This is a genomic window from Kribbella sp. NBC_01484, assembly GCF_036227145.1.
Lineage (GTDB): Bacteria > Actinomycetota > Actinomycetes > Propionibacteriales > Kribbellaceae > Kribbella.
Genome location: NZ_CP109437.1, coordinates 5,459,672 through 5,478,323 on the forward strand (window position 1 = coordinate 5,459,672; position 18,652 = coordinate 5,478,323).

The window sequence follows — 18,652 nt, forward strand, 5'->3', positions numbered from 1 at the left end:
TGGGTCGGCCGGGTGATCAGCGTTCGCGAGATCGACCCGGCCGACCTGGCCCTGTTCGACGAGTGGTACGACGCGCTCCGTGCCGGTGCGGTCGCGGGCCGGACGGCCGCGCTCGTGGTCGGCCAGGAGGCGCTCGGGTACTCCCTGCGCAATCCGGGGCCGTTGAAGCAACGCCTCGCGGTCGGTGCGTTCGAGGACGATCGCGTGCTCGGCGCGATGCTGTTCGAGTACCGGTTGACCGACAACCTCGACACGGTCGAGGTCGAGATCGACGTACCCCCGCAGCACCGGCGGCGGGGGATCGGTACGGCGCTGTGGCAGTGGGCGGTGACGCGGGCGGCACAGCTCGGGCGGACCATCTTCCAGACCGGGCTCGGCGTGCCGTCGGAGCCGTGGCCGGGTGCAGAGTTCGCCGCTCGGCTCGGTTTCACGGTCGAGCATGTCGAGGAACAACTCGTCGTACCGCTGCCGTACGACGCGCTCCGGCTGGACGAGTTGCTGCTCGAGGCGGGTCCGCTGGATGGCTACCAGCTCATGTCGTGGGCGGGCGTGTGTCCCCCGGAGCACCAGCAGGCGTACGCCGACCTGCACACGGCGATGGATCACGACGTACCGACGGGTGGCATGACGCGGGAGGTTGTGCCGTGGACCGTCGAGAAATTGCAGGCGAGTGAGCAGCGGATCGACCGCAACTATCTCGCGCTCGTGACGATGGCGCACACGCTGTCCGGGGAGCCGGCCGGCTACACGTTGCTGTATCTGCCGCGCGCCGACGCCGAGCATGCCCAGCAGGACGACACGCTCGTACTGCGGGATCATCGCGGGCACAACCTGGGCACACATCTGAAGCTGGCCAATCTCGCACAACTGGACAAGCACCGGACCACGCAGCGCTTCCTGCACACGTGGACGGCGCTGTCGAACGCGCCGATGCGCAAGGTCAACGCCCGCTTCGGCTTCCGTCCGGTCGAGGAACACCGCGAGCTCGAGCTGACCTACCCGCGCCTGCGGCCGGCCGCCCGTGGCGTCGTCGTTGATCACGACGACCGCATCCTGCTGGTCCGCTTCGAGTTCGACTCCGGCCCGCTCTGGGCGACTCCCGGCGGCGGCATCGAGGACGGCGAGTCGGCGGTCGAGGGCCTGCGCCGCGAGCTCATCGAGGAGATCGGGCTGGACTGTCCCGACGACCCACCGCAGCTCTGGCACCAGGAGGTCGTTGCCGAGGGCCACGCTCCCGGGTACGACGGCGTCATCAACGACTACTTCCTGGTCCGCACCGAGTCGTTCACCGTCGGTGGGACGCTCACCGAGGCCGAGCTCCAGGCAGAGAATCTGTACGGCCACCGCTGGTGGACCCTCGACGAACTCCGCTCCCACGAAGGCCGCTTCGCCCCTCGGGATCTCCCCGAGCTGGTCCGGGTTCTGTTGGAGAGCGGCCCACCGACCACGCCGACCCGACTGGGTCTGTGAGAAGTGCGTGTGGAGGTTGTGGGAGGTGTGTGAGGAAGGATGATCGGGGCCAGGCCGGCGACTTAACGTCGAAGTGTGAAGCCTCGACATAGCCTTGACTGGTTTGTCCCTGTTCATTCGACCGGTGCCGCAGCGGCACTGCAGACCGGGCGCCTGCCCGATGGTCGCCGGGTCGGCATCGCGTTCACGACTCTCGCGCAGTTGCGGGCGGCAACAGGTCCGCGCCAGGAGTGGATGCGCCTCACCGAGGCCGCCTTGCGCGAGACGCTCGCTCCGCTCGGCGTCACCAGGATCCAGCTCGACCCGGTCCTGGTCGGTCCCGATGTCAGCAGCCGTCCGTCAAAGACGCCGTACCCAGGTCAGCCGGCCTTCGTCCATTAAGGCGTGACCGTCGGCGCTGTCCGCGACATTGGGGTCGTGGGTGGCGATGACGACGGCGGCGCCCCGGTCAGCCTCGGCCCGGAGCAGGTCGAGGACGCGCTCGCGGTTGGTGCTGTCGAGTTCGCTGGTGGACTCGTCGGCCAGGATCACCCGGCCCTGCTGGGCGATGCCGCGAGCGACCGCGACCCGTTGCTGTTCACCACCGGACAGCTCCTCGACCAGGTGGTCGCCGCTCTCCTCGAGGCCGACCTGGGAGAGTGCCTGCTCGATCGCGCGATCGAGTTCCTCCAGTGCCTCGTCGTCGGCCGGCCTGCGGTCTGCGAGCAGCGGCATCGACAGGTTCTCCCGCGCGGTCAGGACGCGCGCCAGGCCGTTGCCCTGGGGGATGAGTACGACGCCGTGCGCGGCGGCCGACGGTCGGTCGGTGATCACCAGCCCGTCGATCTCGACCTGACCGGATTTCACCGGCACCGCGCCGGCGATTGCCCAGAGCAACGAACTTTTGCCGGCGCCGGACGGCCCGCTGATCGCGAGCACGAAGCCCGGGGGGACCCGGAACGACACGTCGGACACCGCGATGAGCTCGCCGTAGCTGACTGTCACCTGATCGACCTCGATCATCGCGATCCCTCCTGGTCCACCGGGGTGAGCCGGATCTCGCCGTCTTCGGTGGTGACCTGCACGAGCGTCCCGGCCGGCAGCAGTTCGGCGACGTGTGGTGGCAGGGGCAACGACCCGTCCGTCGCGACCACGGCGTACTCCTCGCCCGAGCGTCCTTCCGAGGCGATGCGTCCGTCCCGGATCGTGATCGTCCGCGGCAGCGTCGCCGCCACCTCGGGGTCGTGGGTGATCAGCAGCACCGTCATCCCGGTCTCCGCGTTGATCGTCCGGATCGCCGCGAGGATCTCGTCGCGCGCCTGGTGATCGAGCTGACTGGTCGGCTCGTCGGCCAGCAACAGTCCTGGGTACGTCGCAATGCCCACGGCCACCGCACACAGCTGGATCTGACCCGGCGTCAGCGAGGACAGGGGCGAGGTGGCGTGTTCTCGAAGTCCCACGAGCTCTAGTACGGACTCCGGTGGTGGGAGGTCGCGGTCGCGCGATGCGGCTCCTTGTGCGTAGCGGACGTTGTCCACCGGCGTCAGGTAGGGGATGAGGTTGCGTCCGGCACCTTGCAGCACGATGCCGACGTCACCGGCCCGCATCCGGTCGAGCTCGGCCTCGGTCATCGTGGCCACGTTGTGCTCACCGATCTGCAACCGGCCCGCGCTCGGAGTCAGCAGACCGCCACACAACTGCAGTAGCGTCGACTTTCCCGCACCAGATGGTCCGAGCAGCCCGACCAGTTCACCTGGACGCACAGTGATCCCGATGCCGGACAACGCGGCGACGTCGTGCCCGTGTGCACGGTAGATATGCACGAGTCCCGTCGTACTGATCGCCAGCCCGCCGCGCCGGAGGCGCGGCAATGACACCGTCATGTGAGCTCCTCGCGGATGCGGGCGAACCCGGCTCGCCTGTTGACCCCGGTACCCAGCAACAGGGTCGCGGCCGCGAGTACCGCCGTACCTGCGAGCCAGAGCAGCAGTGCGACTGGCCAGTTGGTGCTGAGCTCCAGAGGTATCGGCCCACCGGTGTCAGCGAACAGCGGTATCAGTGGCAACGCGATCTGTGCCCCGACCACACCACACACCGATCCCAGTAGCACCGCCAGCGCCACCGGACCGGTCTGCTCCCACCGTGCCGCCCGACCGGTGGTGTTGGCCGGTACGCCGGTGATCCGCAGGCTCGCGTAGTCCTGGGCCCGCGACCGCCACGAGGTCACCACGGTGAGCAGCAGTACGACGATCGCCAGCGCCCAGCCCGCGATCCCGACCACTGGTGTCAGTTGCAACGCCAGTGCACTCGCCGATCGCCCGTACGACGCGATCCGATCGGCCCTGCGGTCCACGACCTCGGCCGCGTACCCAGCCTTGGTGAGCTGGTCGATGATCGTGTCGGCCTTCGCCAGTCCGTCGGCGTCGAGCCAGAGCTCGAACTCGGTCGACGCTTCGTCCACGGTCCCGGCCAGTCGCCGTACCGTCTCCAGATCGACGACTGCGGTGCGGAGCGGGAAACGGTTGACCGGACCGCCCAGCCGGTCGAGCTTGGCCAGCGGTATCGGGGTGCCGTCGAGCGCGGGGCTCGTGGCGGAGGCGTCGTACCGGTAGTCCGGCGTCACCAGCGCAGGTGTCACCTGTGGCACGGTCGCGTACTGCAGGTACTGGTCGCCGCCCAGGTTCGTCACCACCAGGGTGAGTGCTCCGCCGCCGGCCGCTTTGATGGAGTCCTGACTTGACTCGAGTTGCTTGATGGGCTGCCAGTCGTCGGGGTCGCCGAGTGGGATCGACGGGTGATCGTCGCTCGACAGTTTGCCGAGCTGGATGTCGCCGCGGATCCCGGCCTGGTCGTTCAGGTCGCGGGTGACGCCGAGCCGGAGTAGTTGGCAGCCGTCCGTGCAGTCGACCTTGGCCTGTAGCTCGGTCTGCCGTCCGGGGATCAGTGGCAGCCGCGGGAAGGTGATGTCGGTGCGTGCACCATTGCGCAGGCTGACGAGGTTCGCCACCAGGAGGACGGACTTCGCGGCCGGCTGAGTCGCCGGCTCCTCGCCGTTCGTGGTCTTCGCCCGCACCGGCGTCATCGGGCCGGGGGAGGCGGTGATGGTCAGCTGAGTACTGCGGAACTCGATCGGCGGGACGCTTGGTGCCGCGAGCCTGCCGAATCCCTGGGCGTCGGTGAGCCGATCGCCGCGGTACGCGATCCGCCGGAAGCTGTCCGGTTCGATCATCATCGTCTGCAGCGCGTCGGGCGACGGCGGACGGGCCACGACGACCGGTGTGAACCACTGCCGGTCCGGGTCGATCCGGTTGATCGCCTGGGTGAAGGCGCCGAGGCTACCGGCGTTCACCCGCAGCACACCCTCGGCGCCGGTCTCGTAGCCGGCGCGGGACTGCCGGTTGTGTTCGCCGACCGACGCGGCCTGGCCGGCGAAGGCGACCAGCCCGGCCGCTACCGCGACCGCCGCGACGATGCGGGTGACAGCTGGTCGGCGCGAGACTTGCAAAGCTCCGAGTGCCAGACCCAGACGTCCCCGACGCAAGGCTCGCCGGCTGATGAATCCCGCGACCGGCAGGAGTAGGTGGGCGAACGTAAGCCCGACTGCCAGCGCCAGGAGGGCGGGCGCGAGAACGGGCAACGGGCCTCGGCCCGAACCGGTCAGCGCCGAGACGAGTCCCGCGACGGCGAGCACGATGATCGCCAGGTCCACCATGCCGAGCGTCCTGCCGCCCCGGTGTGGCGCCACTCGCCGCAGCAGCGCGGAGATATGCTGCCGTACGACGCCGCGGACCTGAGGCACCACGACGCCGAGAGCAACCACCGCAACCGCCAGCAGCGCGACGGGCACCGTCCACGGCAGCTCGATGGGAGAGCCTCGGTGCAGCCAGGTCGCTCGGACGATCAGCAGGAGCGCGAAGCCGACCGGTGCACCCCCGAGCGTTCCGGCCAGCACCGGCACGCCCAGCTCAACCGACAACAACCGGCTGGTACGGCGTGCGGTGGATCCGCGGAGGCGGGCGACCGCGATCTCGGGCCGGCGCTGGTCGACCACTACGGCGAGGGCCAAGGCGAGGACGACCAGTCCGAACAGAGCGACCTGGACCATCACGAGCGGGATGATCGTCGCGGCCTGCTGACGCTCGTCGCGGATCCGGTCGATCACGCCGATCAGCCCGGAGGTGTTGTCGGCGCCGAGTTCGGTGGCTTGGCTCTTCACGGCAGTCGATGCCGCCTCCAGCCGGTCCAGGTCGTCGAGCCTCGCCAGCCCGGGGGCCGGCCGGGTGTCCAGCGTCGTGTGCTGATTCCAGATGTCGGGTGTGAACGTCGTACGGTCGGTCAGCAGATAGTCGGTCTCGCCCGGCGCCTTGTCTCCCGGCGGCTTGGAATGACCGATCGGCGGCCGGCCGAACCAGTAGTCCGCGCCGACGTCCTTGGGGCGGTACAACCCGACCACGGTGAGCGTGCCGCCACCGGCGTACGTGTCCGGTACGGCGTTGACCCTCGCGCCGAGCTGGACACCCCAGGTCGCCTGGTCCACCGTCGACGCGATCACCTCGTTCGGTCCGTGCGGGCACCGGCCCGCGACCACGACGATCTGGTCGCAGTACCCCTCGCGCCACAGCAGCCGGCTGACGATCGACGGGTCCGCGTCGCGCCAGACGACGTCGCTGTGAATGCCGAGTACGGGCTTGGTGAAGAGAGGCGCGAGGTCGGCCGGTACCAGCTTGCTGAGGTCCTCGGGTCGGGACTGGGTGCCGGCGGAACTCCGGGTCGGGCTCGTCTCGAGCTGCCACGCGGCCGACAGGCGCTGCCCGGTCAGGGTCTCGGTCATCACGGTCTGCTCGACGGCGCGCGCGAACCAGGGCCCGAACACAGCGCAGGTCCCGATCAGCAGACTGATACCGGCCAGCACCAGCGCCTGGGACCACCGGTACCGCAGCGCCCGTCGTAGGAACATCTGTTCAGCCACCCCCAGCGTCTCGCCCGCCCGCCCGAAGATACGGAACCGGCCGATGGCTGTACCGGACCGTGCCGAAATGTCACAGAGTTGTTGTCTAGGCAGCAATCCGGATCACGGACGGTGACTGAGCGGGAGGGGGTTGCCCGGTGCATCGAGTGACGGCGGTAGGTTCGGGGCATGCGTGAATCCCAACTCGGCGATCTGACCGTTTCCTGCCTCGGCCTCGGCTGCATGGGGATGTCCCAGTCGTACGGCGTGACCTCGGACGAGGCCGAGTCCGTCGCCACCCTGCACGCGGCGATCGACGCGGGCTGCACCTTCCTCGACACCGCCGACGTGTACGGCGCCGGCCAGAACGAGGAACTCGTCGGCCGCGCCCTGGCCGGCCGTCGCGACGAGGTGGTACTCGCCACCAAGTTCGGCTTCAAGAAGCCTGGGGCCGGCCTCGGCCTCGCGAACCAGGTCGACGGTTCGCCGGAGTACGCCGTACAGGCCTTGGACGCATCGTTGCGCCGGCTGGGCGTGGACCACGTCGACCTGTGGTACCTGCACCGGCGTGACCCGCAGGTGCCGATCGAGGAGACGGTCGGTGCGATGGCTTCGCAGGTCCAGGCCGGCAAGGTGCGGTACCTGGGGCTGTCCGAGGTGAACGGTGACACGGTCCGGGCCGCGCACGCGGTGCACCCGATCAGCGCCGTCCAGAGTGAGTGGTCGCTGTGGACGCGCGACCCGGAGACCGTCGTACTGCCGACGCTTCGGGAGCTCGGGATCGGGTTCGTGCCGTTCAGCCCGCTCGGGCGCGGGTTCCTGACCGGGCAGCTCAAGTCGCCGGAGGACTTCGAGCCGGACGACATGCGGCGCGGGCTGCCGCGGTTCCAGGGCGAGAACTTCCAGCGCAACCTCGACCTGGTCGCCAAGGTGCAGGAGTTGGCGGCGGCCAAGGGGATCACGCCCGGCCAGCTGGCGCTCGCCTGGCTGCTTGCTCAGGGCAACGATGTGGCGCCGATCCCGGGGACGAAGCGGCGCAAGTACCTGGCCGAGAATCTCGGTGCGGTCGACGTCACGCTGACGGCGTCCGAACTGGCCGCGCTCGACGAGGCGTTCCCGGCGGAGGCGGTGTCCGGGCAGCGATACACCGACGGTGGAATGGACCTGGTGGGGAAGTGATCGGCGTCACCGCTGCGACCGGCGGCCTCGGGTCCCGGATCGCGCGGCGGCTGGCGGATTCCGGCGTACGCCAGCGGCTGATCGTCCGGGATCCCGGACGGGCTCCGTCGTTGCCGGACACCGAGGTGGCGCAGGCGGCGTACGGCGAGCACGCCGCGCTGCTGAACGCGCTCGACGGGGTCGACACGTTGATGTTGCTCAGTGCAACGGAATCGGCGGATCGGGTCGCGTTGCACAAGGCAACGGTTGACGCGGCGGTGGCGGCGGGAGTCAGGCGGATCGTCTACACGTCGTTCGCCGGCGCGGCGCCAGGGGCGACGTTCACGTTCGCGCGGGACCATTGGCACACGGAGCAGCACATCCGGTCGACCGGTGTCGGCTTCACGTTCCTGCGGGACAACTTGTATATCGACTTCGTGCCTGGGTTCGCGGGCGAGGACGGGGTGATTCGCGGTCCGGCCGGAGACGGGCGGACGGCCGCGGTCGCGCGCGATGACGTGGCGGCAGTAGCGGCCCGGGTGCTGGTGGACTCCGGGGCACTCCGGGGCGACGTACGACCTGACCGGGCCGGCCGCGTTCACGCTCGCCGAGGCGGCCGCCGTACTCACGGAGGCGTGGGGGCGGAAGGTCCGCTACGAGCCCGAGACGCTGGACGAGGCGTACCGCTCCCGCGAGTGCTTCGGCGCTCCGGCGTGGGAGGTCGCCGGGTGGGTCACGTCGTACGCCGCGATCGCGAGCGGCGAGCTCAGTCACCTCTCCACGGCCGTCGAGGACATCACGGGTGCTCGGCCCATCAGCCTCGAGGAGTATGTCGGTCGCGGGTGAGAGACTGGCCGCGTGCCGCTCTACCGGGATGAGGCGATCGTGCTGCGCACCCAGAAGCTGGGTGAGGCGGACCGGATCGCCACGCTGCTGACGCGCGGGCGCGGCAAGGTCCGCGCGGTCGCCAAGGGAGTCCGCCGTACGTCGTCCCGGTTCGGCGCGCGGCTCGAGCCGTTCAGCCACGTCGACCTGCAACTCGCTACCGGCCGCACCCTCGACGTCGTCACCCAGGCCGAGTCGATCGCGGCGTACGGCGAGGGGATCGTCGGCGACTACGCGCGGTACACCACCGGCACGGTACTCCTGGAGACCGCCGACCGCCTCGTCGTCGAGGAGAAGGAACCCGCCACCCAGCATCACCTGCTACTGGCCGGCGCCCTCCGCGTCCTGTCCACCGGCGAACGCGAACCAGGCCTGGTCCTCGACTCCTTCCTGCTCCGTTCCCTGGCGATCTCCGGCTACGCCCCGTCCTTCGGCGACTGCGCCCGCTGCGGCGAACCGGGCCCCCACCGAGCCTTCAACCCCGCTGCCGGCGGCATGGTCTGCTCCTCCTGCCGCCCCCCAGCCTCAGCCATGCCCTCCCCGGCCACCGTCACCCACCTGGCCGCCCTCCTCACCGGCGACTGGCCCACCGCCCTCCAAGCCGACCCTCGAACCCGCCGAGAAGCCACCAGCCTCACCGCCGCCTTCTTCACCTACCACCAGGACCACCAACTCCGCTCCCTTCCGCACCTAGTGCCTCGTCAAGAAACGTTGGGGTTGTAGCCGTGTCGGGTTGACCGGTCTGGTGGTGAGTCTGGAGGCTTGCTGGCGGAGGTGGTGATGGCTCGACAGCCTGAGGTGTTCGTGCGCTCGCTGGAACCTGAGGAGGCGCAGCGTCTGGTGCGGATCACTCGGACGACGAGGGATCGGGTTCGGCTTCGCCGGGCGGGGATCGTGCTGGCGTCGGCCCAAGGGCGGAGTGCTGTGGAGGCGGCGGGCATGTTCGCGATGAAGCCGCAGTACGCGCGGGAGGTGATCCACGCGTTCAACGAGCAGGGGTTCGCGGCGTTGGACCCAAAATGGAGCGGGGGCCGACCGAAGAGGTTCGGCCCCCCAGTTCGTGAGACCGTCTGCCGGGTCGCGAAGACCCCGCCGCAGCAACTGGGGCTCCCGTTCACGACGTGGAGCCTGTCGAAGCTGGTCGAATACCTGGCCGACTACAAGCACATCAGCATCAGCGGGGAGTCTGTGCGCCAGATCCTCCGTGCGGCGGGGATCAGGTGGCAGGCGACCAAGACGTGGAAGGCCAGCAAGGACCCGGACTTCGCCCAGAAGATGGCCCGCGTTCTTAACCTGTACGACGATCCACCAGCCGATGGGCACGTGATCTGTGCCGACGAGTTCGGCCCGCTGAACCTTCAGCCCAGGCCGGGCCGGGGCTGGTTCCCCGCCACTGGTCCGGCGCGGCTGCGGGCCACCTATAACCGCACCGGCGGGGTGCGGCACATGTTCGCCGCGCTGGACCTGGCCACCGGGCAGATGTTCTACCGGTTCCGCGACCGCAAGCGGTGGCGGGAGTTCCTCGGGTTCCTCAAGCAACTCCGGGACCGGTTCCCGGCCGGGAAGCTGTATGTCGTGTGTGACAACTACGGGCCGCACAAGAAGGCCGAGGTCGTCGACTGGTGCGGTCTGAACGACGTCGAGTTGGTGTTCACCCCGAGCAACGCGTCGTGGTTGAACTGGATCGAGTGCGAGTTCACCGCGCTGCGGTACTTCACCCTCGACGGCAGCGACTACCCCAGCCACACCGCCCAGGAAACCGCGATCGCCGGCTACGTCCGCTGGCGCAACAAGCACGCCCAACCCAAACGACACTTCGCCATCGACTCCAAGATCCGCCGCCCCGATTACCTACCCAACGTTGCTTGACGAGGCACTAGACCTAACAACCTGACGGAAGAAGCCAGCCTCAGATGTCCTGGAGGGCTGTTCGCGGGCGGCGTTGACGCGGGCGTTCAGGGTGCCGGGACCTCCCGTGGCGTCGACCAGCCCGGGCCTGCCACGCACAACCTTCCCCTCTCCGTCGCCCAATAGAAAGACTGCAGGCTCTCCCGGCGTCACATCGATGCTCGCGAGTCCACCCGCCCAGCGGGTTGTCCACAGCCGTCAGGGCAGTTCGTCGTAGTCCGACTCGGCCAGCATGGCGTCGAGGGCCTCTCGGCGCTGGACGCGTAGGCGCTCGTCCAGCGCGAGTACGTCGGTGAACCGTACCCAGTCGGTGTATTCACTGGCCCGGACCGGGATCGCGTCCTGGGCGGCGTACCTGCGTAGCTCGTCCGCCCCCATCCCGACCACGCCGGCTGCCTCGTCGATCGGCAACTCGTGCCGCAGCGCGGTGATCTGAACTGCGAAGCCCTGACGCATCGCATCCTCGACGAACTTCATCGCCGCGAAGCCCGCGGGCGGGAGATCGTGCTCGGCCCTATCCTCTGAGAGCACGAAGACTTCTGACTGGCTCGGCAGGATTTCCATGGCGGATCAGAGCTCGCTCGCTCCCCTGGCCGCGGCTGGGGCCTTTGGGAGTGTGCGCACTCTGGGATTCGGTCGCCTTCGGTGTGGTTTGAGAGCCGCCGCCGGCGTCAGCTACGCCGTCCAAAGCGACGGACTTGGCCGAGCCCTGCTGGTTGGCGGTCAGCGCCTCGGACGTGCCGCGCTGCTCAGGTGGCACCATTGTGTTGAGCTTGTGCGCGAAGCCCCGGAGTTCCTGCCCCTCGGCCATCGTGTCGATCAGCGCGGACATAGTGCGCGGGTCGCGCTTGTAGCGCTGAAGCATCTCCTGGAGGGCTGCTTGGACGTGCTCCGGGTCCTCTTCCAGTTTGCGGCTGAGGAACTGGTTCAGGCTCTGGACTCGCATGGCATTCGGACCGGCGGACGGCGGGTCGAAGTCCTTGAGGTTGTCAGTCACTAGCACGTCCGAGTTGCTGTGGACGGCTCCTGCGAGGACGTGCTTGTCCTTCGGGTCGGCCCGCATCTGGTCTTGCAGTTCTTGCGGAGGCTCGCTCGTCATCGCGCGTGGAAACGCCTTGTTCATGGTCCGGATGCGTCGGTCGATGTCCGCTTCGGACAGCTCCGGAGGTCGGTTCCGGCGCATCTCGTCGATGACGTTCTGGGTCCAGCGCGGCTCGAAGACGTCGCGGTGCGCCAGCGACAGGATGATGTCGGTGGTCTGCTGCCCACGGATCACATTGGCGTCGAGGAAGGCGCGCTCAGGGCGGGTCGCGCTGGGTGAGCGGGACTCGGTCACAACCGCTGCTCGTCATCGTCTGAGGAGTCGTCGCCCATCAGTTCGTCGAGGGCTGCACTCCGCTCCTCCCGGCGCTGGTTGTCCCAGGCGATCACGTCGGCGAGCCGGACCCAGTCGACGTACTCCGACGACCGGAACGGAACCGCGCCTTCGGCCACATACTTCCGCAGATCGTCCCGCCCCATCGCGATCGCATCCGCCGCTTCGTCGATCGGCAGCTCGGCCCGTAACGGAACGATCTTGACACCCCGCCCGGCGCGCATGGCTTCGAGCACATGCTGAACCGCGCGATACACCGCGAGCGGTATCTCCTCCAGCGTGCCGTCCGGCCCGACGACAGCAGGCCCACCGGGCGAGACCTGACGCTCGTCAGCATCCAGCAGGTAGATCCGCGCGTCGGTCGTAGGTCCTGGCATATCCCGAAGTCTAGTCAAGGCCGCCCTCACGTCCCCCGAAGCTGCGCGCCCCCGGCGCTGCGACACCAACACCTTCAGCACCCGACTTTCGCCGGCGCCGCGACCTCCGACCCGTCAGGATCCACAAGAACCGGCACCGCCTCCCCGATCCGCAGCTGAGTGCCTGCCTCCTGCGTCAAAGAAATCTGCCCCGTATCACCCAACGTGCTCTGCCACGTAATGTCCCACTGCGCCGTAGCCGTCACCGGATACACACACTTCGGCAACTCCCGAGACGTCTTCTTGTACCGATGCCCACAATCAGGCGAGTCCTTAACTCCCCTGGCCTGCGTGTACGGCGTACCCGGCCCTTCACACCTGATGGTGTTCCCGTCACCCATTGACCAGTTGACGGCCTTCACATGAGCAGTAGCCGTCACCGACAACCCCGGCACACTCGCACTCCGCACGATCGGTCCCCAGGTGTTCTCCGTCTTGTCCACCCAGAACCACACCGGCATATTCACGAGCCCGACCTGCCCAACCCCCGGCGCCGACTTAACCAACGGCGGCGCGAGCTGCATCAACGCCACTGCCCGATAGGCCAGCGTCACCGGGTCAATCACGACGATGTCAGGTTCCCCAGGCAGCCAGACCCACTTCGTCACCAGATGCTGCCCCTGGTCGTATCCCTGCTCTGTCAGACAAGCCCAGATGGATCCGTCCGTATGCCCTTTCCACCGAGGATCGCTGAATGGCGGTTGCGGCGCCTCGCGCTTCATGTAGCACTGCTGACTGTTCGACCAGTTGCCAAGGGTCGAGGTGCATGCCTGTGCCGCACCTCCGTGCTGGCATACCCGTTTGCCTGCCCTCGTGGGTTTCGATCCGCCTTTAGGCTGTGTCGTCCCCGGCTTGTGCACGTAGCTCTTGAGAACCCACATGCAGTACGGACCGCTCCCGACGCATGCCCAGACATAGTCAGGTCCGGGCTTGGGCGGTCGCTTCTCATCGGCATTCGCTGTCAGCGCAAGAGTCATGAATGTCAACGCGCCGAGCAACGCGATGACGACGCGCAGGCCCCGTGTCAGCATGTGCCTGACGCCTTGTCCGTCATCAGCCACCACATCTTGGTCCCTCCGGCAGACGCCGGCGCGTAGACCAGCTGTGATGCGACCTTGTGCCGCCTGCCGTTGCCGGGGCCAAGCGGAACCGGCTTGCCGTCCTTCTGGAACCGGATGACGATGGCCGAGCTGTCGACGCAACTCGTCAGCCGCACCTCCGGCTGCTCGAGGTTCAACTTGACCGACGTCACAACGGTGTCCGTGATCTTCGTCTGTCCGGTCTGATACCAGCCGTAGTCCTGATAGTTGGTGACGTCCTCGAGGACGGTCAGCATCCACGCGCCACCGTTACCCGCCTTCTCCAATGCTGTCCGATCGGCCTTGGTCGGCGCCGACAAGGTCTTGTCGACAGCTGCTCTCGCTGCGACGTAGCGAGCTTTCGCGGCAGTTATGGCGGTTGCTTCTTCTGGGGTCCAGGTTGGAGTGGAGGGGCTGGTGGGTGTCGAGGTTGGGCTAGGGGTCTTGGGGGTGGTGTTGGGGCGGCCGGCTTCGGGGGAGCCTTGGCAGGCCGTCAGCGCTAGGAGGGCGCAGAGGGCTGCGGTGGCGCGGCCGAGGGCCGGTCGGCGGGTCATTCGGGCTCCGATCTGTGTGCGGTTGGTGTAAGAGTGTCATACGGAGGGTGTTCGTCCGGGGCAGTTATCCACAGGTTGCAGGAAGTTGCATCGGGGGTCTGCGCGGGGCTTCGGCGGGGAGTGCGGGAGGATTTGGGTATGTCGCCTATTGGTCGTCGTCGGGGTTGGGGTAGCGCTCGGGTGGGGGAGAAGAAGGCGGTGGTGGCGCCTGAGCCGCATCCGTCGGGGGCTCGTGCGCCGGGGATACCGGTGGACCTTGTCCCGAAGCATGTGGCGATTGTTATGGATGGGAACGGGCGGTGGGCCAAGCAGCGGGGGCTGCCCCGGACCGAGGGGCACAAGGCGGGGGAGGCTTCGCTGCTGGATGTGATCAAAGGTGGGATCGAGATCGGGGTGAAGTACATCTCGGCGTACGCGTTCTCGACGGAGAACTGGGCGCGGTCGCCGGAAGAGGTGCGGTTCCTGATGGGGTTCAACCGCGAGGTGATCCACCGTCGGCGGGACGAGCTGGACGCGATGGGGGTCCGGGTGGTGTGGTCCGGGCGGCGGCCGCGGTTGTGGAAGACCGTGATCGACGAGCTGGAGTACGCGCAGGAGCGGACCAAGGACAACGACACGATCACCTTGCAGTTCTGCGTGAACTACGGCGGTCGCGCGGAGATCGCCGACGCGATGAAGGCGATCGCGCGGGATGTTGCCGCAGGCAAGCTCAAGCCGGACCGGATCACCGAGCAGACGATCGCGCGGCATCTCTATGCGCCGGACATCCCCGAGGTGGACCTGTTCGTCCGGTCCTCCGGTGAGCAGCGGACCAGCAACTTCCTGGTCTGGCAGCTCGCGTACGCCGAGATGGTCTTCCTCGACACACTCTGGCCGGACTTCGACCGTCGTGACCTGTGGCGCGCGATCGAGCTCTACGCCCAGCGCGATCGCCGGTACGGCGGCGCCATCCCCAACGAGGTGTCTCAGTGAGCGCGGGGATTCGGAAGTAGGCCCCGCTCCATCGCAACAGTGACGGCTCGGGTGCGGTCGTCCACATCCAGCTTCGTGAACAGCCGCTGGAGATGCGTCTTCACAGTCGCCTCGCCGATGAAGAGCTCCCGGCCGATCTCCGCGTTACTGAGGCCGCGAGCCACCGCCGCGAGGACCTCGAGCTCGCGAGGTGACGGCTGGGCCGCGGCGGGCGCGGCCGGCGTACGCAGGCGGTTCATCAGGCGCGCCGCGACCGGCGGCGCGAGGACGGTCTCACCACGGGCCGCGGAGCGAATCCCATCCAACAACTCAGCGTGCGGAGTGTCCTTCAGCAGATACCCCGCCGCGCCCGCCTCGACCGCGTGCAGGATGTCGGTGTCGGTGTCGTACGTCGTCAGCACGAGCACCCGCGTCGACGGGTACCGGGCCACGATCCCACCAGTAGCCCACACCCCGTCGCGCCCAGGCATCCGCAGATCCATCAGTACGACGTCAGGCCGCGTCGACTCGACCAGCGCGAGAGCCTCCGCGCCGTCACCGGCCTCGCCGACCACCGCGATGTCGTCGGTCACCGCGAGCATGCCGATCAGCCCGGACCGCACCACCGGATGATCGTCGACCACCAGAACCCGAATCACGCATCCTCCTGCGCCGTAGCCGGTATCAGCACCTGAACGCGAGTACCCCGCCCCGGCGCGCTCTCCACCTGCACCGAACCACCCGACTCCTCGACCCGCCCGCGCATCGCGGTCAGCCCGAAGCCACCGGACACCGCGGCCGGCGTGAACCCGGACCCGTCGTCCCGGATCTCGATCCACACCCCGCCGTCCGACAGCCCCAGCGTGATCCGTACCTGCGTCGCCCGGGCGTGCTTGCGCACATTTGCCAGCGCCTCCTGAGCGGATCGCAGCAACACCACCTGCTGCGCCTGCGGCAGCGCGGCGACCTCCTCGTCCGGTAGGTCCAGCGACACCTGTACGTCGACGCCCGTCTCGGCCGCGAACCGTTCGGCCTGCCGCCGCAGCACCTCGGACAATGTTGCCTCCGACAACGCAACCGGGGTGAACGCGGCAACCAGCGCGCGGGCCTCGGCCAGGTTCTCCCGGGCGGTGTCTTCGATCGCCGCCAGCCGGGCCGCGGCGCCGTCGGTCCCGCCGCGCTGCAGTTCGACCGCGGCGGTCTGGGCCAGCATGACGATGCTCGTCATCCCCTGCGCGAGCGTGTCGTGGATCTCCCGCGCCATTCGCTCCCGCTCGGCCATCACACCGGCGCTGTGATGCGCTTCGTTGAGCTCGTCCCGGGCCGACTCGAGTTGCTCGATCAGCTCGGCCCGTTGCTGGCTCTGCGTGATCACCTTCTCGATCCAGATCCCGAACAGCAGGCTTACGACCAAGCTAACCAGCATCCACGGCAGGATGTCCCAGAACGCGCCCCAGCCCCATCCGACGTTCCACAGCTGCGCCGCGCCGACGCCGACCACTAGCAGCAGGCTGAGCGCCGCGCCCTCGCGCACGTCCTCGCAGAGCAGCCAGATCTGCGCCGACGCGATGAACATCAGGAACACCGACTGCGGATGCAGCGCGACCAGCACCACCAGGCAGGCGATCAGCACCAGCCGATAGGCGTACGACGGAAGCGCCCGGCGGGACCGGATCGCGGGCATCCCGATGAACTGGTACGCCGCCCCGAGCACCACCGCCGCCCCGACGAACCCCGCCTGCCGCGTCGGGTTCAGGTCCCCGGAGAAGGACAGCGCCAGCGTCATCGCCAGCAGCACCCAGAACACGATGTGCCAGCCGACCAGCGTCCGCGTCCACACGGGCTGGTCGACCCCACTGCCAGAGCTCTCCACGGCCACCATCTTCCTCCACAGCAGGACCCACGCTCGCGGCGCGCTCCAGGCGGCCGGCACGGGACGACGCCGAGCCGATGCGGCCGGCGTCGTCCCGGAGAGCTCGTTCATCAGCCCGCGTCCCGCCGGGTCCAGCGGAAGACGCGCTGGGCGACGAACAGGCCCACAATCAGCCAGACTGTGAGCACGATCGCGCAGGTGCCCAGCTGCCACGAGCCACCCGGCTCGTTCACCTCGAACCCGTCCGGCAGGAACACCGACCGCATGCCCTGGGCCAGCCACTTCAGCGGGAATGCCGAGGCGACGCCGCGCATCCAGGGCGGCAGGCTGCTGTAGACGAAGTACACGCCGGACATGAACTGCAGCAGCAGGACCACCGGAGCGACGACCGCGGACGCCGCCTTGCCGGATCTCGGTACGACGCTGAACGCGATCCCCAGCGCCGACCCCGACGCGGTACCGAGAACGAAGATCCACACGAAGTTCGCCCACTTGGCCGGGTCGGTCGGCAGGTCGACGCCGAGCAGCACCCCGGAGATCGTCAGCAGCAACGCGATCTGCGCGATCGAGGTGATCAGGACCAGGCCGATCTTGCCGACGAAGTAGGACTGTGGGGGCATCGGCATACCGCGCAGCCGCTTCAGCAGGCCGTCGTCGCGCTCCAGCGCGATGCTGACCGCGAGCGACTGGAAGCTGCTCAGGAAGATGCCGGAGGCGATCATCCCGGGCGTGAAGTAGGTCGCGGCGTTGACGCCGTTGAAGTCGGTGCTGCCGAAGACGGCGGAGAAGATGCCGAGGAAGATGATCGGGAAGAAGAAGGTGAAGATCAGCGCCTCCCGCTCCCGGAAGAACTCGCGGACCTCGAGCTTGGTGCGGGCCAGGCCGATCGACAGCGTCGACGGCAGCGGCTTGGCGGACGTGTCGGCCATCAGAGTGCTCCAGCTTCGATCGCAACAGCGGCCGGGTCGGCGGCGGTGACGTTGCCGATCAGGTCCAGGTAGATGTCTTCCAGGCTCGGGCGCCGTACTTCGAGCTCCGGTACTTCGCCGCCGAAGCGCTGCATCAGCGCGGTGACCTCGGCCGTCGGCTGGTCGGTGCGCAGCTCGTGCGGGCCGTCGGCGTCGCTCCAGGAGACCCGCGCGGTCCGGGCTCCGCGTCCGCCGAGCGTCTCCGGTGTTGCGATCTCGAGCATCCGGCCGTCGGCGATCACCCCGACCCGGTCGGCCAGATGCTCAGCCTCGTCCAGGTAGTGGGTGGTCAGCAGGATCGTCGTACCGCTCGTCCGCAGGCCATCGATCAGCGTCCAGAACTGCCGCCGCGCCTCGGGGTCGAACCCGGTCGTCGGTTCGTCCAGGAACAGCAGCTCCGGGTTGCCGATCACACCGAGGGCCACATCGAGCCGCCGGCGTTGTCCGCCGGACAGCTTGCGCGGCCGGGTCTTGCGCTTCTCCTCCAGCCCGACCGAGGCGATCACCTCGTCCGGGTCGCGCGGGTTGGGATAGTAGCCGGCGTAGTGGTTGACCAGCTCGGCCACCGTGGACTCGGCCTCGTCGCGCGACGTCTGCAGCACGATCCCGAGCCGGCTGCGCCATTGCCGGTCGCCGTGCCCCGGGTCGGTGCCGAGCACGCTGATCTCACCCTCGTCGGCCCGGCGATACCCCTCCAGGATCTCCGTGGTCGTCGTCTTGCCGGCCCCGTTCGGCCCGAGCAGGGCGAACACCTCACCCCGATGGATGTCCAGCTCGACGCCGTCGACCGCGACCTTGTCGGGGTATCGCTTCACCAGGCCCCGCACCCGCACTGCGTTGTCTGTCTGCATGCCTCAACCTTCCCGTTCCGGCACCGTCCCCCGGGAGCACCGCCCGATGGACTCGGTGTCCCCCGACCGGTGGACAGAGGCGTACGTAAGAATAGGTGGTAGTCGGCTCGGCGAGGGGTCGCCGGTGGTTGCTCATGCGGGCGCGGGCATGTACGCACACGACTACGTCCTGTCGTTACGCACGCCGCCACGCCCGCGAAGGATGACGGGATCGCCCGGTGGCGGATAGCGTCGGGG

The 18,652-nt window shown here is 68.5% G+C and carries 19 protein-coding genes; 7 read left to right on the plus strand and 12 right to left on the minus strand.

Annotated elements, in window-relative coordinates; genetic code table 11:
* Nucleotides 1–12: 12 nt before the first annotated feature.
* Together OG555_RS26935 and OG555_RS26940 are read left to right on the plus strand one after the other, a co-directional pair.
* Nucleotides 13–1,470, plus strand: coding sequence for a GNAT family N-acetyltransferase (locus tag OG555_RS26935; protein WP_329475337.1), 1,458 nt, complete (start codon nt 13–15; stop codon nt 1,468–1,470).
* Between the two features lie 75 nt (nt 1,471–1,545).
* On the plus strand, nt 1,546–1,851 hold the full coding sequence (locus OG555_RS26940) for an SAV_915 family protein (protein ID WP_329475338.1): 306 nt from the start codon (nt 1,546–1,548) through the stop codon (nt 1,849–1,851).
* On the opposite strand, the gene OG555_RS26945 is transcribed toward OG555_RS26940, so the two are convergent.
* From OG555_RS26945 to OG555_RS26955, 3 genes are read right to left on the minus strand one after another with little or no spacing between them, the layout of a single operon-like run.
* Nucleotides 1,810–2,472, minus strand: coding sequence for an ABC transporter ATP-binding protein (locus tag OG555_RS26945; RefSeq protein WP_329475339.1), 663 nt, complete (start codon nt 2,470–2,472; stop codon nt 1,810–1,812). The genes OG555_RS26940 and OG555_RS26945 overlap by 42 nt on opposite strands.
* Entirely contained in the window at nt 2,469–3,332 is an 864-nt protein-coding gene (locus OG555_RS26950) for an ABC transporter ATP-binding protein (protein ID WP_329475340.1), read from the minus strand. Before OG555_RS26950 ends, OG555_RS26945 begins: the two co-directional genes overlap by 4 nt.
* Nucleotides 3,329–6,418 carry an FtsX-like permease family protein gene (locus OG555_RS26955; RefSeq protein ID WP_329475341.1) on the minus strand — a complete coding sequence of 1,030 codons (3,090 nt, stop codon included), beginning with the start codon at nt 6,416–6,418 and terminating at the stop codon, nt 3,329–3,331. The genes OG555_RS26950 and OG555_RS26955 overlap by 4 nt, the downstream gene beginning before the upstream one ends.
* 168 nt (nt 6,419–6,586) lie before the next feature.
* Here OG555_RS26955 and OG555_RS26960 point away from each other — a divergent pair, with 168 nt between their 5' ends.
* The 4 genes from OG555_RS26960 to OG555_RS26975 are packed head-to-tail and all read left to right on the plus strand — an operon-like array spanning nt 6,587 to nt 10,309.
* The gene (locus OG555_RS26960) at nt 6,587–7,576 is read left to right on the plus strand and encodes an aldo/keto reductase (RefSeq protein ID WP_329475342.1); all 990 of its coding nucleotides are present in this window, start codon (nt 6,587–6,589) and stop codon (nt 7,574–7,576) included.
* Nucleotides 7,573–8,433, plus strand: coding sequence for an NAD(P)H-binding protein (locus tag OG555_RS26965; protein WP_329475343.1), 861 nt, complete (start codon nt 7,573–7,575; stop codon nt 8,431–8,433). Before OG555_RS26960 ends, OG555_RS26965 begins: the two co-directional genes overlap by 4 nt.
* Nucleotides 8,414–9,163, plus strand: a complete 750-nt coding sequence (recO, locus tag OG555_RS26970) for a DNA repair protein RecO (protein ID WP_329475344.1) — start codon at nt 8,414–8,416, stop codon at nt 9,161–9,163. The genes OG555_RS26965 and recO overlap by 20 nt, the downstream gene beginning before the upstream one ends.
* A 57-nt stretch (nt 9,164–9,220) precedes the next feature.
* Nucleotides 9,221–10,309, plus strand: a complete 1,089-nt coding sequence (locus tag OG555_RS26975; RefSeq protein WP_329474876.1) for an IS630 family transposase — start codon at nt 9,221–9,223, stop codon at nt 10,307–10,309.
* 237 nt (nt 10,310–10,546) lie between these two features.
* Here the strand turns inward: OG555_RS26975 and OG555_RS26980 are convergent, their stop codons facing one another.
* The 5 genes from OG555_RS26980 to OG555_RS27000 form a co-directional block, all read right to left on the minus strand.
* Nucleotides 10,547–10,879 (minus strand): hypothetical protein, encoded by a 333-nt coding sequence (locus OG555_RS26980; RefSeq protein ID WP_329475345.1) that lies wholly within the window; start codon nt 10,877–10,879, stop codon nt 10,547–10,549.
* Nucleotides 10,863–11,684, minus strand: coding sequence for a PIN domain-containing protein (locus OG555_RS26985; protein WP_329475346.1), 822 nt, complete (start codon nt 11,682–11,684; stop codon nt 10,863–10,865). Before OG555_RS26985 ends, OG555_RS26980 begins: the two co-directional genes overlap by 17 nt.
* Nucleotides 11,681–12,100, minus strand: coding sequence for a hypothetical protein (locus OG555_RS26990; RefSeq protein WP_329475347.1), 420 nt, complete (start codon nt 12,098–12,100; stop codon nt 11,681–11,683). Before OG555_RS26990 ends, OG555_RS26985 begins: the two co-directional genes overlap by 4 nt.
* A gap of 74 nt (nt 12,101–12,174) precedes the next feature.
* The gene (locus OG555_RS26995; protein WP_329475348.1) at nt 12,175–12,861 is read right to left on the minus strand and encodes a hypothetical protein; all 687 of its coding nucleotides are present in this window, start codon (nt 12,859–12,861) and stop codon (nt 12,175–12,177) included.
* A gap of 302 nt (nt 12,862–13,163) precedes the next feature.
* Nucleotides 13,164–13,475 carry a hypothetical protein gene (locus tag OG555_RS27000; protein ID WP_329475349.1) on the minus strand — a complete coding sequence of 104 codons (312 nt, stop codon included), beginning with the start codon at nt 13,473–13,475 and terminating at the stop codon, nt 13,164–13,166.
* Between the two features lie 435 nt (nt 13,476–13,910).
* Here OG555_RS27000 and OG555_RS27005 point away from each other — a divergent pair, with 435 nt between their 5' ends.
* Nucleotides 13,911–14,744, plus strand: a complete 834-nt coding sequence (locus tag OG555_RS27005; RefSeq protein WP_329475350.1) for an isoprenyl transferase — start codon at nt 13,911–13,913, stop codon at nt 14,742–14,744.
* Here the strand turns inward: OG555_RS27005 and OG555_RS27010 are convergent.
* Genes OG555_RS27010 through OG555_RS27025 form a run of 4 tightly spaced genes read right to left on the minus strand, consistent with a single transcriptional unit; the run spans nt 14,738 to nt 18,415 of the window.
* Nucleotides 14,738–15,382 carry a response regulator transcription factor gene (locus OG555_RS27010; RefSeq protein ID WP_328522291.1) on the minus strand — a complete coding sequence of 215 codons (645 nt, stop codon included), beginning with the start codon at nt 15,380–15,382 and terminating at the stop codon, nt 14,738–14,740. The two genes, OG555_RS27005 and OG555_RS27010, sit on opposite strands and share 7 nt — an antisense overlap.
* Nucleotides 15,379–16,707, minus strand: a complete 1,329-nt coding sequence (locus OG555_RS27015; protein WP_329475351.1) for a sensor histidine kinase — start codon at nt 16,705–16,707, stop codon at nt 15,379–15,381. The genes OG555_RS27010 and OG555_RS27015 overlap by 4 nt, the downstream gene beginning before the upstream one ends.
* Nucleotides 16,707–17,525 (minus strand): ABC transporter permease, encoded by an 819-nt coding sequence (locus OG555_RS27020; protein ID WP_329475352.1) that lies wholly within the window; start codon nt 17,523–17,525, stop codon nt 16,707–16,709. Before OG555_RS27020 ends, OG555_RS27015 begins: the two co-directional genes overlap by 1 nt.
* Complete coding sequence (locus OG555_RS27025; protein WP_329475353.1) at nt 17,525–18,415, minus strand: ABC transporter ATP-binding protein; 891 nt, start codon at nt 18,413–18,415, stop codon at nt 17,525–17,527. Before OG555_RS27025 ends, OG555_RS27020 begins: the two co-directional genes overlap by 1 nt.
* Between the last annotated feature and the right edge of the window lie 237 nt (nt 18,416–18,652).